The sequence below is a fragment of the Klebsiella variicola genome (genome assembly GCF_000828055.2).
Taxonomy (GTDB): Bacteria; Pseudomonadota; Gammaproteobacteria; order Enterobacterales; family Enterobacteriaceae; genus Klebsiella; species Klebsiella variicola.
On sequence record NZ_CP010523.2, the window covers coordinates 2,142,566 to 2,162,188 of the forward strand.

A 19,623-nucleotide genomic window follows, 5' to 3' on the forward strand; every position below is an offset into this window, starting at 1 on the left:
TCTCCTTATTGGATGGAAAACGTTTTTTCCGGGATAAACGTGACGATCACTTCGGTTCCGCCGGTTTCCCGGCGTCGTACCTGACAGTCACCGCGCAAGCTCTGGGCGCGATCCCGCATAATAATTAAACCGTAATGGTTACTCCGCTCGGCGTGATCGGGCACGCCGCGGCCGTTATCCGCCACCACCAGACGGACCTGATTATCGCGTTGTGACACCGTCACGGTCACTTCCGTCGCGCTGGCATGCTTCAGGGCGTTGCTTAACGCTTCGCGGGCGATCTGCAGCAGGTGAATGGCCTGATGTGACGGTACAAAGCGCGGCGGAAGCTGATAATCAAGCTGTACCGTAAAGCCGAAGTGGGCGCTGTACTCCTGACAGCTGGCCTCCAGCGCCGGGCGCAGTCCCGGCTCGGTCAGCTGCAGGCGGAAGGTGGTTAACAGCTCCCGCAGCTGGGCCCAGGAGGTATTCAGCTCGTTGCGTATCTGCCCCAGCAGCTGGCGGCTCTCCGCCGGTAAGGCGTCGCCCTGCATCTGCAGACAGCTGACCTGCATCTTCATACAGGACAGCGACTGGGCGATGGAGTCGTGCAGCTCGCGGGCGATAGTGGCCCGCTCTTCCATGACGATCAGCTGCTGCTGTTTCTCCTGATGGCGGTCCAGCGCCAGGGTACTGGTCAGTTGTTCCACCAGGGTATCCACCAGTTGCTGCTGATCGTGGCTGAGATGGCGGCCAACCGGCAGCGTCGCCAGCAGAATGCCGTACTGATTATGCGCATCCGACAGCCGCCACTTCAGCGTTGTTCCGCCATCCGGCAGCGGCGGCAGATTGCGTGGGCAGAGGTAGCAGCCTTTATCATCACACTCATCATCCGAGTGGCAGGTAAACTCCTGGTGATTATCTTCGTCTTCCAGGTCGTAAACCCGTACCTCGATATCGCGCAGCAGCGTCAGCCCCTGCAGGCCATTCAGTACCGGTGAAATCCGCTCGCAGAGCGGGGCGCTGGCATGCAGCCGGCGATTGGCCTGCCATAAGAAAGCAAGGATCTCGTTCTTCTGTTCCAGCCCGGCGGTCTTCTCCTGCACCCGCCGCTCGAGCACCGCGTAGCTTTCCGCCAGCTCTTCCGACATGTTATTCAGCGCCATGCCGAGGGTCGCCATTTCGTTACGCCCGCTGATGTGCGCGCGCTGGGTGAAATCGCGCTGGCTGACCGCCCGCGCCATGCCCAGCAGCTGTTTCCACGGCCGCAGCAGGCGGGCGCGTAACCAGATGATGGTAAAAATCAGCAGCAGCGCCATACCAATGGCGAGAATGCGATGGATCCAGACTACCCGCTCGATACGCTGCTCGGTGGTGTGGTCGAATGCGGTGACCAGCTGGTCGATACGATCGACAAAGTCGGCGACATCCTGGGCCACTTCCGCCTGGTTAACCGCACGCTGCATGCCGGGGGCCAGCGCCTGCTGCCAGTATTGCTGCAGCGCTTTTAACTGTTGTTCCTGGCCGTCGCGGCGGGCGGAATTCTGCAGCTCGGGGCTGAAGACGGTGGCGGTCATGTCCGCCACCAGCTTTTGATCGTTTTCATTCAGCGGGATCGCCGCCAGCAGCCGGTAGCTTTGCATACGCAATGAACCGGCCTTGTTAATCGCGTGGGCGCTGCCCTGGACGCCGTTCACCAGACGCGCGGAGATCGCCATGCCGGCGACGCCAATAATGGTGGCGAGCAGCACGATTAACGCCAGTTGATTGACCAGCGTCAGCGGAGTAAAAAGACGTTTTAACATGGAATGCGTGGCTCCTGACCGGTGATCTCTCCGGGAGTGGCGCTTATTCTCGGCTATCCCCTGGAGTATACCCATACCCCTAAAGAGTTACTCCTTAATTGTCGGTGGTAGGCGCTATTGGGGGTGGGGTTATACGCAACCCGGCAGCCGCGTGAAAAACCACACTTTTTTCCTCACCTTTCTCTACTCACTTCGGAGCATGGTTTATTTTTGCACAAATTAGTGCGCGCTTTTCCTTTGATTTATATCAACTTACCGCCCCGGGCAACCCCTAAGGTAGCGGCAGGAAATATGAATAATCAGAGGTATCTATGAGTCAATCTTCCCTCCCGGAGAAGGCTAACCGCTCGGTCATTACCGACTGGCGCCCTGAAGATCCTGAATTCTGGCAACAGCGCGGTCACCGTGTGGCGAGCCGTAATCTATGGATCTCCGTTCCCTGTCTGTTACTGGCGTTCTGCGTATGGATGTTGTTCAGCGCCGTCGCCGTTAATCTCAACAAAGTGGGCTTTCAGTTTACGACCGATCAGCTGTTTATGCTGACCGCACTGCCGGCGCTGTCTGGCGCCTTATTGCGCGTGCCTTACGCTTTCATGGTGCCGCTGTTCGGCGGCCGTCGCTGGACGGCGTTCAGCACCGGGATCATGATTATTCCGTGCGTCTGGCTGGGCTTTGCGGTCCAGGATACTTCCACGCCGTTTAGCGTCTTCGTGATTATCTCGCTGCTGTGCGGCTTCGCCGGGGCCAACTTTGCCTCCAGTATGGCTAACATCAGCTTCTTCTTCCCGAAAGCGAAGCAGGGCGGGGCGCTCGGCGTCAATGGCGGCCTTGGTAATATGGGCGTCAGCGTGATGCAGCTGGTCGCGCCGCTGGTGGTGTCGGTCTCAGTGTTTGCCATTTTTGGCGGGACCGGCAGCGAGCAGCCGGACGGCTCAATGTTGTATCTGGAAAACGCCGCGTGGATCTGGGTACCTTTCCTGATTATTTTCACTCTGGCGGCGTGGTTCTTTATGAACGACCTGTCGGCTTCTAAAGCCTCGCTGAGCGAACAGCTGCCGGTGCTCAAACGCCTGCACCTGTGGATCATGGCGCTGCTCTATCTGGCCACCTTCGGCTCCTTCATCGGATTCTCCGCCGGCTTCGCCATGCTGTCGAAAACCCAGTTCCCGGACGTGCAGATCCTGCACTACGCCTTCTTCGGCCCCTTTATTGGCGCGCTGGCGCGTTCGATGGGCGGGGCGATTTCCGACCGCCTCGGCGGGACCCGTGTGACGCTGGTTAACTTTGTGGTGATGGCTGTCTTCTGCGCGCTGCTGTTCCTGACCCTGCCGACCAACGGCCAGGGCGGCAACTTCATCGCCTTCTTCGCGGTGTTCATGGTGCTGTTCCTGACCGCCGGGCTGGGGAGCGCCTCCACCTTCCAGATGATCTCCGTGATTTTCCGTAAGCTGACCATGGACCGCGTGAAGGCCCAGGGCGGCAGCGAAGCGCAGGCGATGCGCGAGGCGGCGACCGATACTGCGGCGGCGCTGGGCTTTATCTCCGCTATTGGCGCCATCGGCGGCTTCTTTATTCCAAAAGCATTCGGTATCTCGCTGGATCTGACCGGTTCGCCGGCCGGCGCGATGAAAATCTTCCTGATCTTCTATATCGCCTGCGTGATCATCACCTGGGCGGTATACGGCCGTAAGCGTCAGTAATCCGCCGCGTTCATCATGACGTTTGAAAAGGCGCGCTCCCAGGGCGGCGCCTTTTTTTACGTCACTCGTTAGTTACAACATACTAATGGATGATTTGATTCATATTGGCCACAGAGCCGGGAAGGGACGGCTTGCCAGCGAAACGGCTCTACCCCTTAATACCTCCTTTGTTAACAAATCCTTCCATGATGACGGCTTTTTAGGAAAAAGAGCTTATAAAACATAAAATTAAAAAATAGTATCTCATACCACCTTGGTGGTAATCGCGGTTTCCCTCCGCTTTGACAAGCCAGTCCGGATTGATCGCCATCAATTCTCGCCCTCTTTCATAGCGTTACCTTCGCTGCAAATCCAGCAATGTCGATTTATCAGAGAGCCGTCAGGCTCCATATCAGGAGAAACCCGATGAGTAAATTCCTGGACCGGTTTCGCTACTTCAAACAGAAGGGTGAAACCTTTGCCGATGGGCACGGCCAGCTTCTAAACACCAACCGGGACTGGGAGGATGGATACCGTCAACGTTGGCAGCATGACAAAATTGTGCGTTCCACTCACGGTGTCAACTGCACCGGCTCATGCAGCTGGAAGATTTATGTGAAAAACGGTCTGGTGACCTGGGAAACGCAGCAGACTGACTACCCGCGCACCCGTCCGGACCTGCCGAACCACGAACCACGCGGTTGCCCACGCGGCGCCAGCTACTCCTGGTATTTGTACAGCGCGAACCGCCTGAAATACCCGCTGATGCGTAAACGTCTGATGAAGATGTGGCGGGAAGCGAAAGTTCAGCATAGCGATCCGGTTGAGGCATGGGCCTCGATTATTGAAGACGCCGACAAAGCCAAAAGCTTTAAACAGGCTCGCGGTCGCGGCGGGTTTGTCCGCTCCTCCTGGCAGGAAGTGAATGAGCTGATTGCCGCCTCCAACGTCTATACCGTCAAAACTTACGGTCCGGACCGCGTGGCCGGTTTCTCGCCGATCCCGGCGATGTCGATGGTTTCCTACGCCTCCGGCGCCCGTTATCTGTCGCTGATCGGCGGCACCTGCCTGAGTTTCTACGACTGGTACTGCGACCTGCCGCCAGCTTCGCCGATGACCTGGGGCGAACAGACCGACGTCCCCGAATCGGCGGACTGGTATAACTCCAGCTACATTATCGCCTGGGGCTCCAACGTGCCGCAGACCCGTACCCCGGATGCCCACTTCTTTACCGAAGTCCGCTACAAAGGCACCAAAACCGTGGCGATCACCCCAGACTACGCCGAAATCGCCAAACTCTGCGATCTGTGGCTGGCGCCGAAGCAGGGTACCGATGCCGCGATGGCGCTGGCGATGGGCCATGTGATGCTGCGCGAGTTCCATCTCGATAAACCGAGCCAGTACTTCACCGATTATGTGCGCCGCTATACCGATATGCCGATGCTGGTGATGCTCGAGGAGCGCGACGGTTATTATGCCGCTGGCCGTACGCTGCGCGCCTCCGACCTCGTGGATTCCCTTGGTCAGGAGAACAATCCGGAATGGAAAACCGTCGCCTTTGACGAGAAGGGCGACATGACCGTACCGAACGGTTCCCTCGGATTCCGCTGGGGCGACAAAGGCAAATGGAACCTCGAACAGCGCGACGGTAAAACTGGCGAAGAGATTGAGCTGCGTCTGAGCCTGCTGGGCAGCCATGATGAAGTGGCGAACGTCGGCTTCCCGTACTTCGGCGGCGAAGGTTCTGAGCACTTCAACAAAGTCGACCTCGAAAATATTCTGCTGCACAAACTGCCGGCCAAACGCCTGCAGTTGGCCGACGGCTCCACCGCTCTGGTGACCACCGTTTACGATCTGACCATGGCCAACTATGGCCTGGAACGCGGTCTGAACGATGAAAACTGCGCCACCGGCTACGATGACATGAAAGCCTACACCCCGGCCTGGGCGGAGAAGATCACCGGCGTCTCCCGCGCGCATATCATCCGCACTGCACGTGAATTTGCCGATAACGCCGATAAGACCCATGGTCGCTCGATGATTATCGTCGGGGCGGGCCTCAACCACTGGTTCCACCTCGACATGAACTACCGCGGCCTGATCAATATGCTGGTCTTCTGCGGCTGCGTCGGTCAGAGCGGCGGCGGTTGGGCGCACTATGTGGGCCAGGAAAAACTGCGTCCGCAGACCGGCTGGCAGCCGCTGGCGTTCGCCCTTGACTGGCAGCGTCCGGCACGTCACATGAACAGTACCTCGTACTTCTATAACCACTCCAGTCAGTGGCGCTATGAAACCGTGACTGCGCAGGAACTGCTGTCGCCGATGGCGGATAAATCCCGTTACAGCGGCCACCTGATCGACTTTAATGTGCGCGCAGAGCGCATGGGCTGGCTGCCGTCTGCGCCGCAGTTAGGGGTGAACCCGCTGCGTATCGCTGATGAAGCGAAAAAAGCCGGCATGACCCCGGTGGATTACACCGTGAAGTCGTTGAAAGAGGGCTCGATTCGCTTTGCGGCCGAGCAGCCGGAAAACGGCAAAAACCACCCGCGTAACCTGTTTATCTGGCGCTCCAACCTGCTGGGCTCCTCCGGTAAAGGCCATGAGTATATGCTCAAGTACCTGCTGGGTACCGAGAACGGCATTCAGGGCAAAGACCTCGGCAAGCAGGGCGGCGTGAAGCCGGAAGAAGTCGAATGGCGGGATAACGGCCTCGACGGCAAACTGGATCTGGTGGTGACCCTCGATTTCCGTCTGTCGAGCACCTGTCTCTACTCCGACATCGTGCTGCCGACCGCCACCTGGTACGAAAAAGACGACATGAATACCTCGGATATGCATCCGTTTATTCACCCGCTGTCGGCCGCCGTTGACCCGGCCTGGGAATCGAAGAGCGACTGGGATATCTATAAAGGTATCGCGAAGAAATTCTCTGAAGTCTGCGTGGGCCACCTCGGCAAAGAAACCGACGTCGTCACGCTGCCGATCCAGCACGACTCCGCCGCGGAAATGGCGCAGCCGCTGGATGTCAAAGACTGGAAAAAAGGCGAATGCGATCTCATTCCGGGGAAAACCGCGCCGCATATTATTCCGGTTGAGCGTGATTACCCGGCGACTTACGAACGTTTCACCTCGATCGGTCCGCTGCTGGAAACCATCGGCAACGGCGGGAAAGGCATCGCCTGGAACACCCAGAGCGAGATGGACCTGCTGCGTAAGCTCAACTACACCAAGGCGGAAGGCCCGGCGAAAGGCCAGCCGAAGCTGGAAACGGCCATCGACGCCGCGGAAATGATCCTCACCCTGGCGCCGGAAACCAACGGTCAGGTGGCGGTGAAGGCGTGGAAAGCGCTGAGCGAGATCACCGGTCGCGAGCACGCGCACCTGGCGCTGAACAAAGAAGACGAGAAGATCCGCTTCCGCGATATTCAGGCGCAGCCGCGGAAGATTATCTCCAGCCCGACCTGGTCTGGCCTGGAAGATGAACATGTCTCCTATAACGCTGGGTATACCAACGTTCACGAGCTGATCCCGTGGCGGACGCTGTCCGGCCGTCAATCGCTGTATCAGGATCATCAGTGGATGCGCGACTTTGGCGAAAGCCTGCTGGTCTATCGTCCGCCGATCGACACCCGTTCGGTGAAAGCGGTGATGGGCGAGAAGTCCAACGGCAACCCGGAGAAGGCGCTGAACTTCCTGACCCCGCACCAGAAATGGGGTATCCACTCGACCTACAGCGATAACCTGCTGATGCTGACCCTGTCGCGCGGCGGGCCGATCGTCTGGATGAGCGAAGCGGATGCGAAAGATCTGGGTATCGAAGATAACGACTGGATCGAAGTGTTTAACGCCAACGGCGCCCTGACGGCGCGTGCGGTGGTGAGCCAGCGTGTACCGGCCGGGATGACCATGATGTATCACGCGCAGGAACGCATCGTGAACCTGCCGGGATCTGAAATCACCGGTCAGCGCGGGGGGATCCACAACTCCGTCACCCGTATTACGCCAAAACCGACCCACATGATCGGCGGCTACGGCCACCTGGCCTATGGCTTTAACTACTACGGTACCGTCGGCTCCAACCGCGATGAGTTTGTAGTGGTACGTAAGATGAAGAACATTAACTGGTTAGACGGCGAAGGCAACGACCAGGTACAGGAGAGCGTAAAATGAAAATTCGTTCACAAGTCGGCATGGTGCTGAATCTCGATAAGTGCATCGGCTGCCATACCTGTTCGGTGACCTGTAAAAACGTCTGGACCAGCCGGGAAGGGATGGAATACGCCTGGTTCAACAACGTGGAGAGCAAACCTGGCGTTGGCTTCCCGAACGACTGGGAAAACCAGGAAAAATGGAAGGGCGGCTGGATCCGCAAAATCAACGGTAAACTGCAGCCGCGCATGGGCAACCGCGCGATGCTGCTGGGTAAAATCTTCGCCAACCCGCATCTGCCGGGGATCGATGATTACTACGAGCCGTTTGATTATGACTACCAGAATCTGCATAACGCGCCGGAAAGCAAACATCAGCCGATCGCCCGCCCGCGCTCGCTGATCACCGGCCAGCGGATGGACAAGATCACCAGCGGTCCGAACTGGGAAGAGATCCTCGGCGGCGAGTTCGAAAAACGCGCCAAAGATCAGAACTTCGACAACATGCAGAAGGCGATGTACGGTCAGTTCGAAAACACCTTCATGATGTATCTGCCGCGCTTGTGCGAGCACTGCCTGAACCCGGCCTGCGTCGCGACCTGCCCGAGCGGCGCTATCTATAAGCGTGAAGAAGACGGCATCGTACTGATCGACCAGGACAAGTGCCGCGGCTGGCGGATGTGTATCACCGGCTGTCCGTACAAGAAGATCTATTTCAACTGGAAGAGCGGGAAATCCGAGAAATGCATCTTCTGCTACCCGCGTATTGAATCCGGAATGCCGACGGTGTGCTCCGAAACCTGCGTGGGCCGTATCCGCTACCTTGGCGTACTGCTGTATGACGCAGATGCGATTGAAAACGCCGCCAGCACCGAGAACGAGAAAGATCTGTATCAGCGCCAGCTGGATGTGTTCCTCGATCCAAACGATCCAAAAGTGATTGAACAGGCGTTAAAAGATGGCGTACCGCAGGGGGTCATTGAGGCTGCGCAGCAGTCGCCGGTCTACAAAATGGCGATGGACTGGAAGCTGGCCCTGCCGCTGCACCCGGAATATCGCACCCTGCCAATGGTCTGGTACGTGCCGCCTCTGTCGCCAATTCAGTCGGCTGCGGACGCTGGCGAATTGGGTAGCAACGGTATTCTGCCGGACGTGGAAAGCCTGCGTATTCCGGTGCAATACCTGGCGAACCTGCTGACCGCGGGCGATACCCAGCCGGTCCTGCTGGCCCTGAAACGCATGCTGGCGATGCGCCACTATAAACGTGCGGAAACCGTTGACGGCGTCGTCGATACCCGCGCGCTGGAAGAGGTGGGGCTGAGCGAAGCGCAGGCCCAGGAGATGTACCGCTATCTGGCGATCGCTAACTACGAAGATCGTTTCGTGGTGCCGAGCAGCCACCGTGAACAGGCGCGAGAAGCGTTTCCGGAGAAAAACGGCTGCGGCTTCAGCTTTGGCGATGGCTGCCACGGCTCGGACAGCCAGTTCAACCTGTTCAACAGCCGTCGCATCGACGCTATCGACGTGACCAGCAAAACGGAGCCGCACGCATGATTGAACTCGTGATTATGTCGCGTCTGCTCGAATACCCTGACGCTGCCTTATGGCAGCATCAGCAGGAGATGTTCGAGGCGCTCGCGTCATCAGAGAAACTCAGCAAAGAGGATGCCCACGCGCTGGGCGTTTTCCTGCGCGATTTAGTGGCTCAGGATCCGCTGGACGCCCAGGCGGCCTATAGCGAACTGTTTGACCGCGGCCGTGCCACCTCGCTGCTGCTGTTTGAACATGTCCACGGCGAATCCCGCGATCGCGGGCAGGCGATGGTGGATCTGATGGCGCAGTATGAGCGCCACGGTCTGCTGCTTGATAGCCATGAGCTGCCGGATCACCTGCCGCTGTACCTTGAGTATCTGGCGCAACTGCCGGAAGAGGAAGCGCTCGGCGGCCTGCGGGACGTCGCGCCGATCCTCGGCCTGCTCAGCGCGCGCCTGCAGCAGCGCGAAAGTCGCTATGCGGTGCTGTTCGAGCTGTTGCTGAAGCTGGCCAATACCCAGGTCGACAGTCAGAAGGTGGCGGAGAAGATTGCCGACGAGGCGCGCGACGATACGCCGCAGGCGCTGGACGCGGTCTGGGAAGAAGAACAGGTCAAATTCTTTGCCGACCAGGGCTGCGGCGAGTCGGAAATTTCCGCTCACCAGCGTCGTTTTGCCGGAGCCGTAGCCCCGCAATATCTGAATATCTCTAACGGAGGACAGCAATAATGCACTTCCTGAATATGTTCTTCTTTGACATTTATCCGTACATTGCGGGCTCGGTGTTTCTGATCGGCAGCTGGCTGCGCTATGACTATGGCCAGTACACCTGGCGCGCCGCCTCCAGCCAGATGCTGGATCGTAAGGGGATGAACCTGGCGTCGAACCTGTTCCATATCGGCATCCTGGGTATTTTCGCCGGCCACTTCCTCGGCATGCTGACCCCGCACTGGATGTATGAGTCCTTTCTGCCGATCGACGTCAAGCAGAAGATGGCGATGATCGCCGGCGGCGCCTGCGGCGTGATGACCCTGGTGGGCGGGTTACTGCTGCTCAAGCGTCGTCTGCTCAGCCCGCGCGTTCGCGCCACCACCACCGGAGCGGATATTCTGATCCTCTCCTTGCTGATGGTGCAGTGTGCGCTCGGCCTGCTGACGATCCCATTCTCAGCCCAGCATATGGACGGCAGTGAAATGATGAAGCTGGTTGGCTGGGCGCAGTCGGTGGTGACGTTCCACGGCGGCGCGTCACAGCATCTGGATGGCGTGGCATTTATTTTCCGCGTTCATCTGGTGCTGGGCATGACCCTGTTCCTGCTGTTCCCGTTCTCCCGTCTGGTTCATATCTGGAGCGCGCCGGTCGAATACCTGACGCGCAAATACCAGATTGTCCGCGCCCGTCGCTAACTGGCCCGCGATTGCTCACTGACCCCGCCGCGGCGGGGTTTTTTTTCGCCCCAGCCGAGGTTATTCCCTGCGGCGGCAAACAGAATAAGCATCCCGCCAATCAACTGCACAGGGGTCAACGCATGGTGGAAGACCAGATAGTCGACCACCATTGCCACCAGCGGATAAATAAAGGAGAGCGAACCGGTAATGGGCGTCGGCAGTTTCTGTATCGCGCTATATAAAAGCTGATACATGATCCCGGTATGGACGATGCCGAGGATCAGCAGATAGCGCCAGGGGAAGCTGGCCGTCCATTCGGGGGCATGCACCAGCGGCAGCAGCATCACGACGCCAACGAGCACCTGAATAAAGGCGATATGCTGCGCGGGGAGCGGATGCAATTTGCGCGCGATAATGGCGGTCAGGGCATAGAAGAATGCCGCGCCCAGCGCCAGCAAAACGCCGGTGGTAAGCCCCTCTCCATGCGCAGACGTCAGCTCGCTTGACAACAGGATCACTACGCCGCCAAAGGCCAGCAGTAGCCATCCCCATTTCACGGCGCTGACCCGTTCCCCCAGCACCATCCCCATCAGTACCAGCATAAACGGCTGGGTGTTATAGACCACGGTGGCCATACCGATTGAGATCCGCGAATAGGCGGCAAACAGCAGCAGCCAGTTGACGACCAGCGCCGCGCCGCCAATTACTGCCAGAGCGAGAGTGAAACGCGTTAGCCGGCTGAAGGGCTGGCCGCTTAACACGATAAACACCAGTAAGGTTAGCGCGCCAATCAGGCAGCGCCAGAACACCACATCCATCACCGGCAAACCAGAGAGCAGCACGAACGCGCCGATCGAGCCGGAGATTATCATTGCCAGGCTCATTTGCCAGACGCCGCGGGTAAGTTGCATTTTTCACCTCCATCATTTTTCAGTTATTGTGCGAAAAACCCTGACAGGGTGATATGGCTGAATTAAGGTAGAAAGACGCGAATGCCTTTTATAATTAGGTGAAAAACATGAATGACGTACTTGATGAAATTGACCGGGCCATCCTCACTTGCCTGACTCAGGATGCCAGAGTCTCGCTAAAGGTATTGAGCGCGCGAGTAGGGCTGACCTCGCCGAGCACGGCCGAGCGGGTGAAGCGCCTGGAGGAGCGGGGCGTCATTCAGGGCTATGGTGCGCGGGTGAATCTCGCCGCGCTGGGCTACAGCCTCCAGGCGCTGGTGCGGGTCCGGCCGCTGCCTGGGCTGCTGCAGAAAGTGGATAAATATATCCAGGCGATGCCGGAATGCATTGAAAGTGACAAAGTGACCGGGGAAGATTGTTTCGTGATGCGCCTCGTGGTGCGCGATATTGCCCAGCTGGATACCCTGCTGGACGGTCTGGCCGAGTATGCGCAGTGTAACACCTCGGTGGTGAAAAGCTCGCCGGTAAAAAGGCGTTTGCCACCGCTGTGAGTTTCCCGGAGGCGGTGCTGCGCACCTTTCCGGGCTACCAGACGGCGCCACCTGTAGCCTCGCTAAGCGAAGCGCGAGCGAGGGGGTAGCAAAACAGTGCTTGTAGCCTCGCTAAGCGAAGCGCGAGCGAGGAGGTAGCAGTACAGGTGGTTGCAGAGAGCGCGAGAATAGAGGGGGAAGGATAACTCGTCGCTATCGCTCCTCGCCCTTCGGGCCATTGCCTGCGGCAACGTTCTCTCGCTGGCGCTCGAGTCGAACCTTAGTCGAAGCTTCTCATCCTTCCCCGTAGGGTAGAATATAGAATATCGTAGAGTAATTGGATTGCGGTGTTTTTTAAGAGGATGGTGGTGGGGGAAGGATAACTCGTCGCTATCGCTCCTCGCCCTTCGGGCCGTTGCCTGCGGCAACGTTCTCTCGCTGGCGCTCGAGTCGAACCTTAGTCGAAGCTTCTCATCCTTCCCCGTAGGGTAGAATATAGAATATCGTAGAGTAATTGGATTGCGGTGTTTTTTAAGAGGATGGTGGTGGGGGAAGGATAACTCGTCGCTATCGCTCCTCGCCCTTCTGGCCGTTGCCTGCGGCAACGTTCTCTCGCTGGCGCTCGAGTCGAACCTTAGTCGAAGCTTCTCATCCTTCCCCGTAGGGTAGAATATAAAATATCGTAGGTTGATTAAGCTGGGCATGACATGGGGAGATGGTGGTGGGGGAAGGATTCGAACCTTCGAAGTCGATGACGGCAGATTTACAGTCTGCTCCCTTTGGCCGCTCGGGAACCCCACCAGGGGTAAAATCACATTGTAGGCTATTCAGCAAAATGAATGGTGGTGGGGGAAGGATAACTCGTCGCTATCGCTCTTCGCACTTCGGGCCGTTGCCTGTGGCAACGTTCTCTCGCTGGCGCTCGAGTCGAACCTTAGTCGAAGGTTCTTACCCTTCCCGCAAAGTGCAAACATCGTTTACGCTTGTCGGGGAAACCATATCACTGTAGTGAATAATGGTGGTGGGGGAAGGATTCGAACCTTCGAAGTCGATGACGGCAGATTTACAGTCTGCTCCCTTTGGCCGCTCGGGAACCCCACCACGGGGTAATGCTTGGTACTGGCCTGCTTCCTTCTCGGGAAGCGGGGCGCATCATACCAAATGATGCGCCCCTGTAAAGCATTCGTTTGACAAAAATAAACTGGTTGCCTGATTTTTACGCGTAACGCCGTAAAGCTAACCAATTCATTTCTCAGTCGATTAAAGAATAATCGTCCGGTTACCGTAAACGAAGACGCGCTGCGCCAGTACCTGATACAGCGCCCGGCTCAAGACGTTTTTTTCGACATCGCGGCCAGCGCGCATCATATCTTCTGCAGTATAGGTATGATCGACATGAATCACGTCCTGCATGATGATTGGGCCTTCATCCAGATTGTCATTCACATAGTGGGCGGTGGCGCCAATGATCTTCACGCCGCGCTCATAGGCCTGATGATAAGGACGGGCGCCGATAAACGCCGGCAAAAATGAATGGTGAATATTGATGATTTTGTTCGGGAAGCGGGCGACAAACTCCGGGGTGAGGACGCGCATATACTTGGCCAGTACCACGTAATCCGGCTCATGTGCCGCAATGGCATCCCCCATCTGCTTGTCGTGTTCTTCGCGGCTTAACCCTTCGTGACTGACCAGCTCAAACGGAATACCAAAACGCTCCACCAGCGGGCGCAGCGTGTCATGGTTGCCGATAACCGCGGCGATATCGACATCCAGTCCGCCGTAGTTGGCTTTCATCAGCAGATCGCCGAGGCAGTGCGCCTCTTTGGTCACCAGAATGACCACCCGGCGACGGCCTGCCGGATTCAGTTCGCGGATGGAACCTTCCGGTAGGGCGCTATCCAGATCGGCCAGCAGAATAGCGTCGTTAAAAATGCCCTCCAGTTCGGTGCGCATAAAGAAACGACCGGTACGGTGGTCAACAAATTCATTGTTCTGCACAATGTTAAGTTCGTGTTTGTAGCAGATATTGGTGATACGCGCGATGAGGCCTTTCTGATCAGGGCAAATAGTGCGTAGTACTTTACGTTGTAATGAATGCATCGCGAGGAAAATCCTGTAGTGTTTGCAAGCGCTACGGCAGCGTTACTGGCCGCAGCATTTTTTAAATTTTTTACCTGAGCCGCAAGGGCAGGGGTCATTACGACCAATCAGCGGTCGTGTCCCGTCGATATAGTACCACTGTCCATTTTCTTTTAAGAATCTGGAACGTTCAATAATGGCGCCCGGACGGTTATTGTCATTAAAGCGGGCGACAAAGCTGACAAAGCCTTCATTGGGGACTCGCCCTTCATCACTGGCGAACAGGGTTAAACCCAGCCACTCGGTCTGGCTGAACCCCTTCTCCAGCTCGGCGCGAAACGTCTGCGCCTGACAGGACGGATGCCAGGTTTTGATCAGATAGTCGGCATCTTTCATGACGAACGCGCTATAGCGGGAGCGCATAAGCTGTGACGGGCCTGGCGCAAGCTCTGCGCCGGACAGATATCGCTGGCAACATGAGCTATACTCCAGTGCGCTGCCACAGGGGCATAATTGCGACAAAACTGCCTCCATGGAAGAAAGAATTACGGCGCTTCAACGCCAAAGGTGTTTATGTTAACTGAGCCGTGACAATGTTGCCACGCTCAGAGTGGAAGGATAGTTATCAGTAATAATGAGAAAGCTTAAAATTGGTCTGGCGTTAGGGGCGGGAGCTGCCCGAGGATGGTCGCACATTGGCGTCATCAACGCCCTCCGTCGGGCTGGTATCGAGATTGATATCGTCGCGGGGTGTTCTATCGGTTCGCTGGTAGGGGCGGCGTATGCCTGCAACCGGCTCCCGGCGCTCGAGTCATGGATCTGCTCATTCAGCAACTGGGATGTCCTGAAGCTGATGGACCTCTCCTGGCGACGTGGGGGCCTGCTGCGCGGTGAAAAGGTATTCAATCATTACCGTCGTATTATGCCGGTGACCGATATCGAACGCTGCGAGCGTCGGTTTGCTGCCGTCGCGACCAATTTAAGTACCGGCCGGGAACTGTGGTTTACTGAGGGCGATCTGCATTTAGCCGTTCGAGCCTCCTGCAGCATGCCTGGACTGATGGCGCCGGTGAGGCATAATGGTTACTGGCTGGTCGATGGCGCAGTGGTCAACCCGGTTCCCGTGTCGCTGACGCGGGCAATGGGGGCCGATATCGTGATTGCCGTTGACCTGCAACATGATGCCCATCTCATGCAGCAAGATTTATTTTCCCTCGAAACGCCGCGGCCGGAAGCTGAAGAGAAGGAGGGCCCATGGCATACTCGTCTGCGCGCGCGATTGACGCAAATGAGCTCCCGTCGTACGGCCGTGACGCCGACGGCGATGGAGATCATGACCACGTCTATCCAGGTTCTGGAGAACCGTCTTAAACGCAACCGCATGGCGGGTGACCCGCCGGATATCCTGCTGCAGCCATACTGTCCGCAAGTGTCGACGCTCGACTTCCATCGCGCAGGAGAGGCGATTGCCGCGGGCCAATTGGCCGTGGAAAAGAAAATGGATGAACTATTACCCTTAGTGCGTACAGCGGTTTGACGTACAAGTACCTGACTTAAGTAAAATCTGACAGGCGATAGTGAGAATAGCGTGCCACTATTGAATTATCGTCAGCCAGGGGAGATATCATGACGCAGCCATTGGCGGGAAAACAGATTCTGATAGTTGAAGACGAACCCGTTTTCCGCTCACTCTTGCATGGATGGCTGGCCTCGCTGGGAGCAACGACCTGGCTGGCGGAAGATGGCATGGATGCCCTGCATAAAATGACTGAGGTGCGTCCGGACCTGATGATTTGCGACATTTCAATGCCGAGAATGAACGGTCTGGAACTGGTCGAGACGCTGCGTAACCGCGGCGAGCAGCTACCGATACTGATGATTTCCGCCACCGAAAACATGGCGGATATTGCCAAAGCGTTACGGCTGGGCGTCCAGGATGTGCTGTTAAAACCGGTGAAAGATTTCGATCGCCTGCGTGAGACCGTTTATGCCTGCCTGTATCCCGCGATGTTTAGTTCACGTGTGGAAGAGGAAGAGCGTCTGTTTGAGGACTGGGACGCGCTGGTCAGTAATCCGACCGCCGCATCGAGACTGCTGCAGGAGTTACAGCCTCCGGTGCAACAGGAAATGTCACATTGCCGCATTCATTATCGACAGCTGGTATCGGCGGATAAGCCGGGGCTGGTGCTCGATATTGCGCCGCTCTCGGAAAATGATTTGGCTTTCTATTGTCTGGATGTCACACGAGCAGGGGATAATGGCGTGCTGGCGGCTTTATTACTGCGCGCGCTATTCAATAGCCTGCTGCAAGAGCAACTGGCGCATCAGGGGCAACGGCTACCTGAAATGGGGAGTCTGTTAAAACAGGTCAATCAGTTACTCCGCCAGGCGAATCTTCCCGGTCAGTTCCCTTTGCTGGTGGGTTATTACCACAGTGGACTGAAAAATTTAATTCTGGTGTCCGCAGGGCTCAATGGCACGTTGAATACCGGTGAGCATCAAATTCAGATAAGTAATGGCGTTCCTTTAGGGACGCTGGGCGATGCCTATCTTAACCAAATTAGCCAGCGCTGCGCCTCATGGCAGTGCCAAATTTGGGGGGCCGGGGGGCGTTTACGCTTAATGTTGTCTGCGGAATGAGCAATTGCGTTTATATCTAAGCAGACGGCATTACCTGCAGCCCTATACTGGTGGTACCATCGAGCAGTTTTATGCGTAAAAGTCCTAATTCGAGGCTATCGGAACCTTTTCAGACCAGTGAATACGCGGTTGACTGATATACTCGACACGTTATTTGTAACGAGAAGTTTAAAAAACAAACAGTCCAGGAGATTTCAATGGCTGCCCTTAATTCTAAAGTCAGAAAAGCGGTTATCCCGGTAGCGGGATTAGGCACCAGGATGCTGCCTGCCACCAAAGCAATTCCAAAAGAAATGCTGCCGCTGGTAGATAAGCCGTTAATTCAGTACGTTGTTAATGAATGTATCGCTGCAGGAATTACTGAAATTGTTCTGGTAACGCACTCATCGAAAAACTCTATCGAAAACCATTTCGATACCAGTTTTGAGCTGGAAGCGATGCTGGAAAAACGTGTAAAACGCCAGCTTCTGGAAGAAGTGCAGTCTATTTGCCCGCCGCACGTGACCATTATGCAAGTTCGTCAGGGCCTGGCGAAAGGCCTTGGTCACGCCGTGCTGTGCGCCCATCCGGTAGTGGGTGATGAGCCGGTAGCGGTTATTCTGCCAGACGTTATTCTGGATGAATTTGAGTCCGATCTGAGCCGTGATAACCTTGCGGAGATGATCTCTCGTTTTGATGAGACTGGCGCCAGCCAGATTATGGTTGAGCCTGTCGAGGATGTGACCGCGTATGGCGTGGTCGATTGCAAAGGCGAATCCCTGAAGCCGGGCGAAAGCGTGCCGATGGTGGGCGTGGTCGAGAAGCCAAAAGCTGACGTTGCGCCGTCCAACCTGGCGGTAGTGGGGCGCTATGTCCTCAGCGCAGATATTTGGCCACTGCTGGCGAAGACCCCTCCGGGCGCCGGTGATGAAATTCAGCTGACTGACGCGATTGATATGCTGATCGAGAAAGAAACGGTTGAAGCTTATCATATGAAAGGCAAGAGCCATGACTGCGGCAATAAGCTTGGCTACATGCAGGCGTTTGTCGAATATGGTATTCGTCACAAGACGCTTGGTGACGATTTTAAAGCCTGGCTGGAAACCGCGGTGACGAAGTAATCCGCAGCGCGATTAAAAGCCAGAAACCGGGAGCGCGTCAGCGACTCCCGGTTTTGTTTATCGAGCCTGAGGGCAAAAAAAATCCCGCCGGAGCGGGATTTTTAATATTGCGACAACGGAGATTAGATCAGGAAATCGTCCAGTGATTTACCTTGTTCGTCCATTGCTTTTTTGATCACCGCAGGAGTACGGCCCTGGCCAGTCCAGGTTTTGGTTTCGCCGTTTTCGTCTACATAGCTATATTTAGCCGGACGTGCAGCACGCTTAGTTTTGGTACCGGCTTTAACGGCAGCCATAGTGCTCAGCAGTTCATTCGGGTCAATACCGTCAGCAATCAGCATTTCACGGTATTGCTGCAGCTTACGCGTACGCTCTTCAATTTCTGCTGCGGCGGCATTTTCTTCTTCACGGCGCTCGTTAACAACGACTTCTAATTTTTCCAGCATTTCTTCGAGCGTTTCAAGGGTGCATTCTCTTGCCTGCGCACGAAGAGTACGGATGTTGTTCAAAATTTTAAGTGCTTCGCTCATTGTAGTAATCTCAAACTTATATTGTGGGGTGGTTTGTTGAACTAATAATAGAGCGATAAAATGCGTTGTGCAATAGGGGAGAATGTAAGGAATTCAAAATTACTGGTTATTTGTCGCGGGAATTAATTAATTTAAGTTAAAATTCTCGTGCCGCTTCACATCTTTGCTCCTTATAGCCATGAGTAGGGGGCCAGCTAAAACACTGAGACCATATGCTTTTTCTGAGGTTCAGTGAGAAAAATTATCCTTTGCATGGGTAAATAACCCTCGTCAGTATTAGCGCATTTTTGGTTACGCGCCTTAATATAAAACAACCCGCAAGCCCGCTTATAGTGCATGGATACTGGTCCTATAAGCACGAAAAGACAATGGTTACCTCACCGATAGCGTAACGGGGCGTACAAATAATGGCCCTGTAAATTCAATTCATCCACGTCACCCTTTCCGTTTCCATGCCCTTCAGCGCTGCGACAATACCCCTGCGGAAAGGGCGGCTGTACGCATAAAATATGGTACAATCGCCGCCGCGATAAAACACTTTGATTGGGGTCACGCAGCCGATGGCACAACTTTATTTCTACTACTCTGCAATGAATGCAGGTAAGTCGACCGCTCTGTTGCAATCTTCGTACAATTACCAGGAGCGGGGGATGCGTACCATCGTTTATACCGCTGAGATAGATGACCGCTTCGGTGCTGGAAAAGTCAGCTCGCGTATCGGCCTCTCCTCGCCGGCCCGGTTGTATAATCCGCAGACGTCGCTATTTAACGATATTGCGGCAGAGCACAAGCTTAAGCCGATTCACTGCGTGCTGGTGGATGAAAGCCAGTTTCTGACGCGCGAACAGGTTCATGAGCTGTCCGAAGTTGTCGATACACTGGATATTCCGGTGCTGTGCTATGGACTGCGGACGGATTTTCGCGGCGAGCTCTTTACCGGTAGCCAGTATTTGCTGGCATGGTCCGATAAACTGGTGGAGCTGAAAACCATTTGCTTCTGCGGCCGTAAGGCGAGCATGGTGCTACGTCTCGATCAAGAGGGGCGACCTTATAATGAAGGCGAGCAGGTTGTCATCGGCGGCAATGAGCGGTATGTGTCCGTCTGTCGTAAGCATTATAAAGAGGCGCTGAGCGTGGGTTCTTTAACCCAGGTACAAAACCAGCGTTATTCCTGCTGAGTTGCTCAGAAGCTCATACAGGCGCCTGTGGGCGCCTTTTTTATACTCTGGAAGGCTGGAGCTCGGGATTGGCTGACAAGCAGGCATAAAAAAGCCCCGTCATCTGACGGGGCTTGCAGTA

Annotated in this window: 16 protein-coding genes, 2 tRNA genes and 4 other RNA genes; 10 read left to right on the forward strand and 12 right to left on the reverse strand. The window is 56.0% G+C overall.

The genetic code is table 11. The features are described 5' to 3' along the window. Positions 1 to 5: 5 nt before the first annotated feature. Entirely contained in the window at positions 6 to 1,784 is a 1,779-nt protein-coding gene (narX, locus tag SP68_RS10005; protein ID WP_008804401.1) for a nitrate/nitrite two-component system sensor histidine kinase NarX, read from the reverse strand. Between the two features lie 311 nt (positions 1,785 to 2,095). Here narX and SP68_RS10010 point away from each other — a divergent pair, with 311 nt between their 5' ends. The 5 genes from SP68_RS10010 to narI all read left to right on the forward strand — a co-directional run bounded on the left by SP68_RS10010 (position 2,096) and on the right by narI (position 10,549). Beyond that, positions 2,096 to 3,484, forward strand: a complete 1,389-nt coding sequence (locus SP68_RS10010) for a NarK family nitrate/nitrite MFS transporter (RefSeq protein WP_008804402.1) — start codon at positions 2,096 to 2,098, stop codon at positions 3,482 to 3,484. Positions 3,485 to 3,889: 405 nt separating this feature from the next. Beyond that, positions 3,890 to 7,633, forward strand: a complete 3,744-nt coding sequence (locus SP68_RS10015; RefSeq protein ID WP_012967818.1) for a nitrate reductase subunit alpha — start codon at positions 3,890 to 3,892, stop codon at positions 7,631 to 7,633. Further along, entirely contained in the window at positions 7,630 to 9,165 is a 1,536-nt protein-coding gene (narH, locus tag SP68_RS10020; protein WP_002910193.1) for a nitrate reductase subunit beta, read from the forward strand. Before SP68_RS10015 ends, narH begins: the two co-directional genes overlap by 4 nt. Further along, on the forward strand, positions 9,162 to 9,872 hold the full coding sequence (gene narJ, locus SP68_RS10025) for a nitrate reductase molybdenum cofactor assembly chaperone (protein WP_012541353.1): 711 nt from the start codon (positions 9,162 to 9,164) through the stop codon (positions 9,870 to 9,872). The genes narH and narJ overlap by 4 nt, the downstream gene beginning before the upstream one ends. Further along, a complete protein-coding gene (narI, locus tag SP68_RS10030; RefSeq protein WP_002910189.1) occupies positions 9,872 to 10,549 on the forward strand; it encodes a respiratory nitrate reductase subunit gamma in 678 nt (225 codons plus the stop codon). Before narJ ends, narI begins: the two co-directional genes overlap by 1 nt. Here the strand turns inward: narI and SP68_RS10035 are convergent. After that, on the reverse strand, positions 10,546 to 11,442 hold the full coding sequence (locus tag SP68_RS10035; protein WP_012541354.1) for a DMT family transporter: 897 nt from the start codon (positions 11,440 to 11,442) through the stop codon (positions 10,546 to 10,548). The two genes, narI and SP68_RS10035, sit on opposite strands and share 4 nt — an antisense overlap. A gap of 107 nt (positions 11,443 to 11,549) precedes the next feature. Between SP68_RS10035 and SP68_RS10040 the strand changes: the two genes are divergently transcribed. Next, positions 11,550 to 11,993, forward strand: coding sequence for an Lrp/AsnC family transcriptional regulator (locus tag SP68_RS10040; RefSeq protein ID WP_004152249.1), 444 nt, complete (start codon positions 11,550 to 11,552; stop codon positions 11,991 to 11,993). Positions 11,994 to 12,158: 165 nt separating this feature from the next. Here the strand turns inward: SP68_RS10040 and SP68_RS10045 are convergent. The 8 genes from SP68_RS10045 to SP68_RS10080 form a co-directional block, all read right to left on the reverse strand. Next, positions 12,159 to 12,291: non-coding RNA, RtT sRNA (locus SP68_RS10045), on the reverse strand. Between the two features lie 44 nt (positions 12,292 to 12,335). Then, a non-coding RNA gene (locus SP68_RS10050) (RtT sRNA) lies at positions 12,336 to 12,468 on the reverse strand. A 44-nt stretch (positions 12,469 to 12,512) separates the two neighbouring features. Next, positions 12,513 to 12,645, reverse strand: a non-coding RNA gene (locus SP68_RS10055) — RtT sRNA. A gap of 43 nt (positions 12,646 to 12,688) precedes the next feature. Continuing rightward, positions 12,689 to 12,773: transfer RNA gene (locus SP68_RS10060), tRNA-Tyr, on the reverse strand. 39 nt (positions 12,774 to 12,812) lie between these two features. Beyond that, positions 12,813 to 12,945: non-coding RNA, RtT sRNA (locus SP68_RS10065), on the reverse strand. A 43-nt stretch (positions 12,946 to 12,988) separates the two neighbouring features. Further along, positions 12,989 to 13,073, reverse strand: a tRNA-Tyr gene (locus tag SP68_RS10070). Positions 13,074 to 13,232: 159 nt separating this feature from the next. Next, positions 13,233 to 14,075 carry a formyltetrahydrofolate deformylase gene (gene purU / locus SP68_RS10075; protein WP_004203178.1) on the reverse strand — a complete coding sequence of 281 codons (843 nt, stop codon included), beginning with the start codon at positions 14,073 to 14,075 and terminating at the stop codon, positions 13,233 to 13,235. A 42-nt stretch (positions 14,076 to 14,117) separates the two neighbouring features. Beyond that, positions 14,118 to 14,576, reverse strand: a complete 459-nt coding sequence (locus SP68_RS10080; RefSeq protein WP_008804406.1) for a YchJ family protein — start codon at positions 14,574 to 14,576, stop codon at positions 14,118 to 14,120. 112 nt (positions 14,577 to 14,688) lie between these two features. Between SP68_RS10080 and rssA the strand changes: the two genes are divergently transcribed. From rssA to galU, 3 genes are all read left to right on the forward strand, one after another. Continuing rightward, positions 14,689 to 15,591 carry a patatin-like phospholipase RssA gene (rssA, locus tag SP68_RS10085; protein WP_008804407.1) on the forward strand — a complete coding sequence of 301 codons (903 nt, stop codon included), beginning with the start codon at positions 14,689 to 14,691 and terminating at the stop codon, positions 15,589 to 15,591. Positions 15,592 to 15,680: 89 nt separating this feature from the next. After that, entirely contained in the window at positions 15,681 to 16,694 is a 1,014-nt protein-coding gene (gene rssB, locus SP68_RS10090) for a two-component system response regulator RssB (protein ID WP_008804408.1), read from the forward strand. Positions 16,695 to 16,891: 197 nt separating this feature from the next. Next, positions 16,892 to 17,794: a UTP--glucose-1-phosphate uridylyltransferase GalU gene (galU, locus tag SP68_RS10095; protein ID WP_008804409.1), complete on the forward strand. Its 903-nt coding sequence runs from the start codon at positions 16,892 to 16,894 to the stop codon at positions 17,792 to 17,794. A gap of 122 nt (positions 17,795 to 17,916) precedes the next feature. Here the strand turns inward: galU and hns are convergent, their stop codons facing one another. Continuing rightward, positions 17,917 to 18,324: a histone-like nucleoid-structuring protein H-NS gene (gene hns / locus SP68_RS10100; RefSeq protein ID WP_002910103.1), complete on the reverse strand. Its 408-nt coding sequence runs from the start codon at positions 18,322 to 18,324 to the stop codon at positions 17,917 to 17,919. Between the two features lie 421 nt (positions 18,325 to 18,745). Further along, positions 18,746 to 18,877 (reverse strand): hypothetical protein, encoded by a 132-nt coding sequence (locus tag SP68_RS28255; RefSeq protein ID WP_048271801.1) that lies wholly within the window; start codon positions 18,875 to 18,877, stop codon positions 18,746 to 18,748. A gap of 7 nt (positions 18,878 to 18,884) precedes the next feature. On the opposite strand from SP68_RS28255, the gene tdk reads away from it, so the two are divergent. Beyond that, entirely contained in the window at positions 18,885 to 19,502 is a 618-nt protein-coding gene (gene tdk, locus SP68_RS10105; RefSeq protein WP_008804410.1) for a thymidine kinase, read from the forward strand. Positions 19,503 to 19,623: the final 121 nt, after the last annotated feature.

Coding starts and splice junctions, on each gene's coding strand:
- narX (WP_008804401.1), bottom strand. CDS start 1,784: ATGTTAAAACGTCTTTTTACTCCGCTGACGCTGGTCAATCAACTGGCG.
- SP68_RS10010 (WP_008804402.1), top strand. CDS start 2,096: ATGAGTCAATCTTCCCTCCCGGAGAAGGCTAACCGCTCGGTCATTACC.
- SP68_RS10015 (WP_012967818.1), top strand. CDS start 3,890: ATGAGTAAATTCCTGGACCGGTTTCGCTACTTCAAACAGAAGGGTGAA.
- narH (WP_002910193.1), top strand. CDS start 7,630: ATGAAAATTCGTTCACAAGTCGGCATGGTGCTGAATCTCGATAAGTGC.
- narJ (WP_012541353.1), top strand. CDS start 9,162: ATGATTGAACTCGTGATTATGTCGCGTCTGCTCGAATACCCTGACGCT.
- narI (WP_002910189.1), top strand. CDS start 9,872: ATGCACTTCCTGAATATGTTCTTCTTTGACATTTATCCGTACATTGCG.
- SP68_RS10035 (WP_012541354.1), bottom strand. CDS start 11,442: ATGCAACTTACCCGCGGCGTCTGGCAAATGAGCCTGGCAATGATAATC.
- SP68_RS10040 (WP_004152249.1), top strand. CDS start 11,550: ATGAATGACGTACTTGATGAAATTGACCGGGCCATCCTCACTTGCCTG.
- purU (WP_004203178.1), bottom strand. CDS start 14,075: ATGCATTCATTACAACGTAAAGTACTACGCACTATTTGCCCTGATCAG.
- rssA (WP_008804407.1), top strand. CDS start 14,689: ATGAGAAAGCTTAAAATTGGTCTGGCGTTAGGGGCGGGAGCTGCCCGA.
- rssB (WP_008804408.1), top strand. CDS start 15,681: ATGACGCAGCCATTGGCGGGAAAACAGATTCTGATAGTTGAAGACGAA.
- galU (WP_008804409.1), top strand. CDS start 16,892: ATGGCTGCCCTTAATTCTAAAGTCAGAAAAGCGGTTATCCCGGTAGCG.
- hns (WP_002910103.1), bottom strand. CDS start 18,324: ATGAGCGAAGCACTTAAAATTTTGAACAACATCCGTACTCTTCGTGCG.
- tdk (WP_008804410.1), top strand. CDS start 18,885: ATGGCACAACTTTATTTCTACTACTCTGCAATGAATGCAGGTAAGTCG.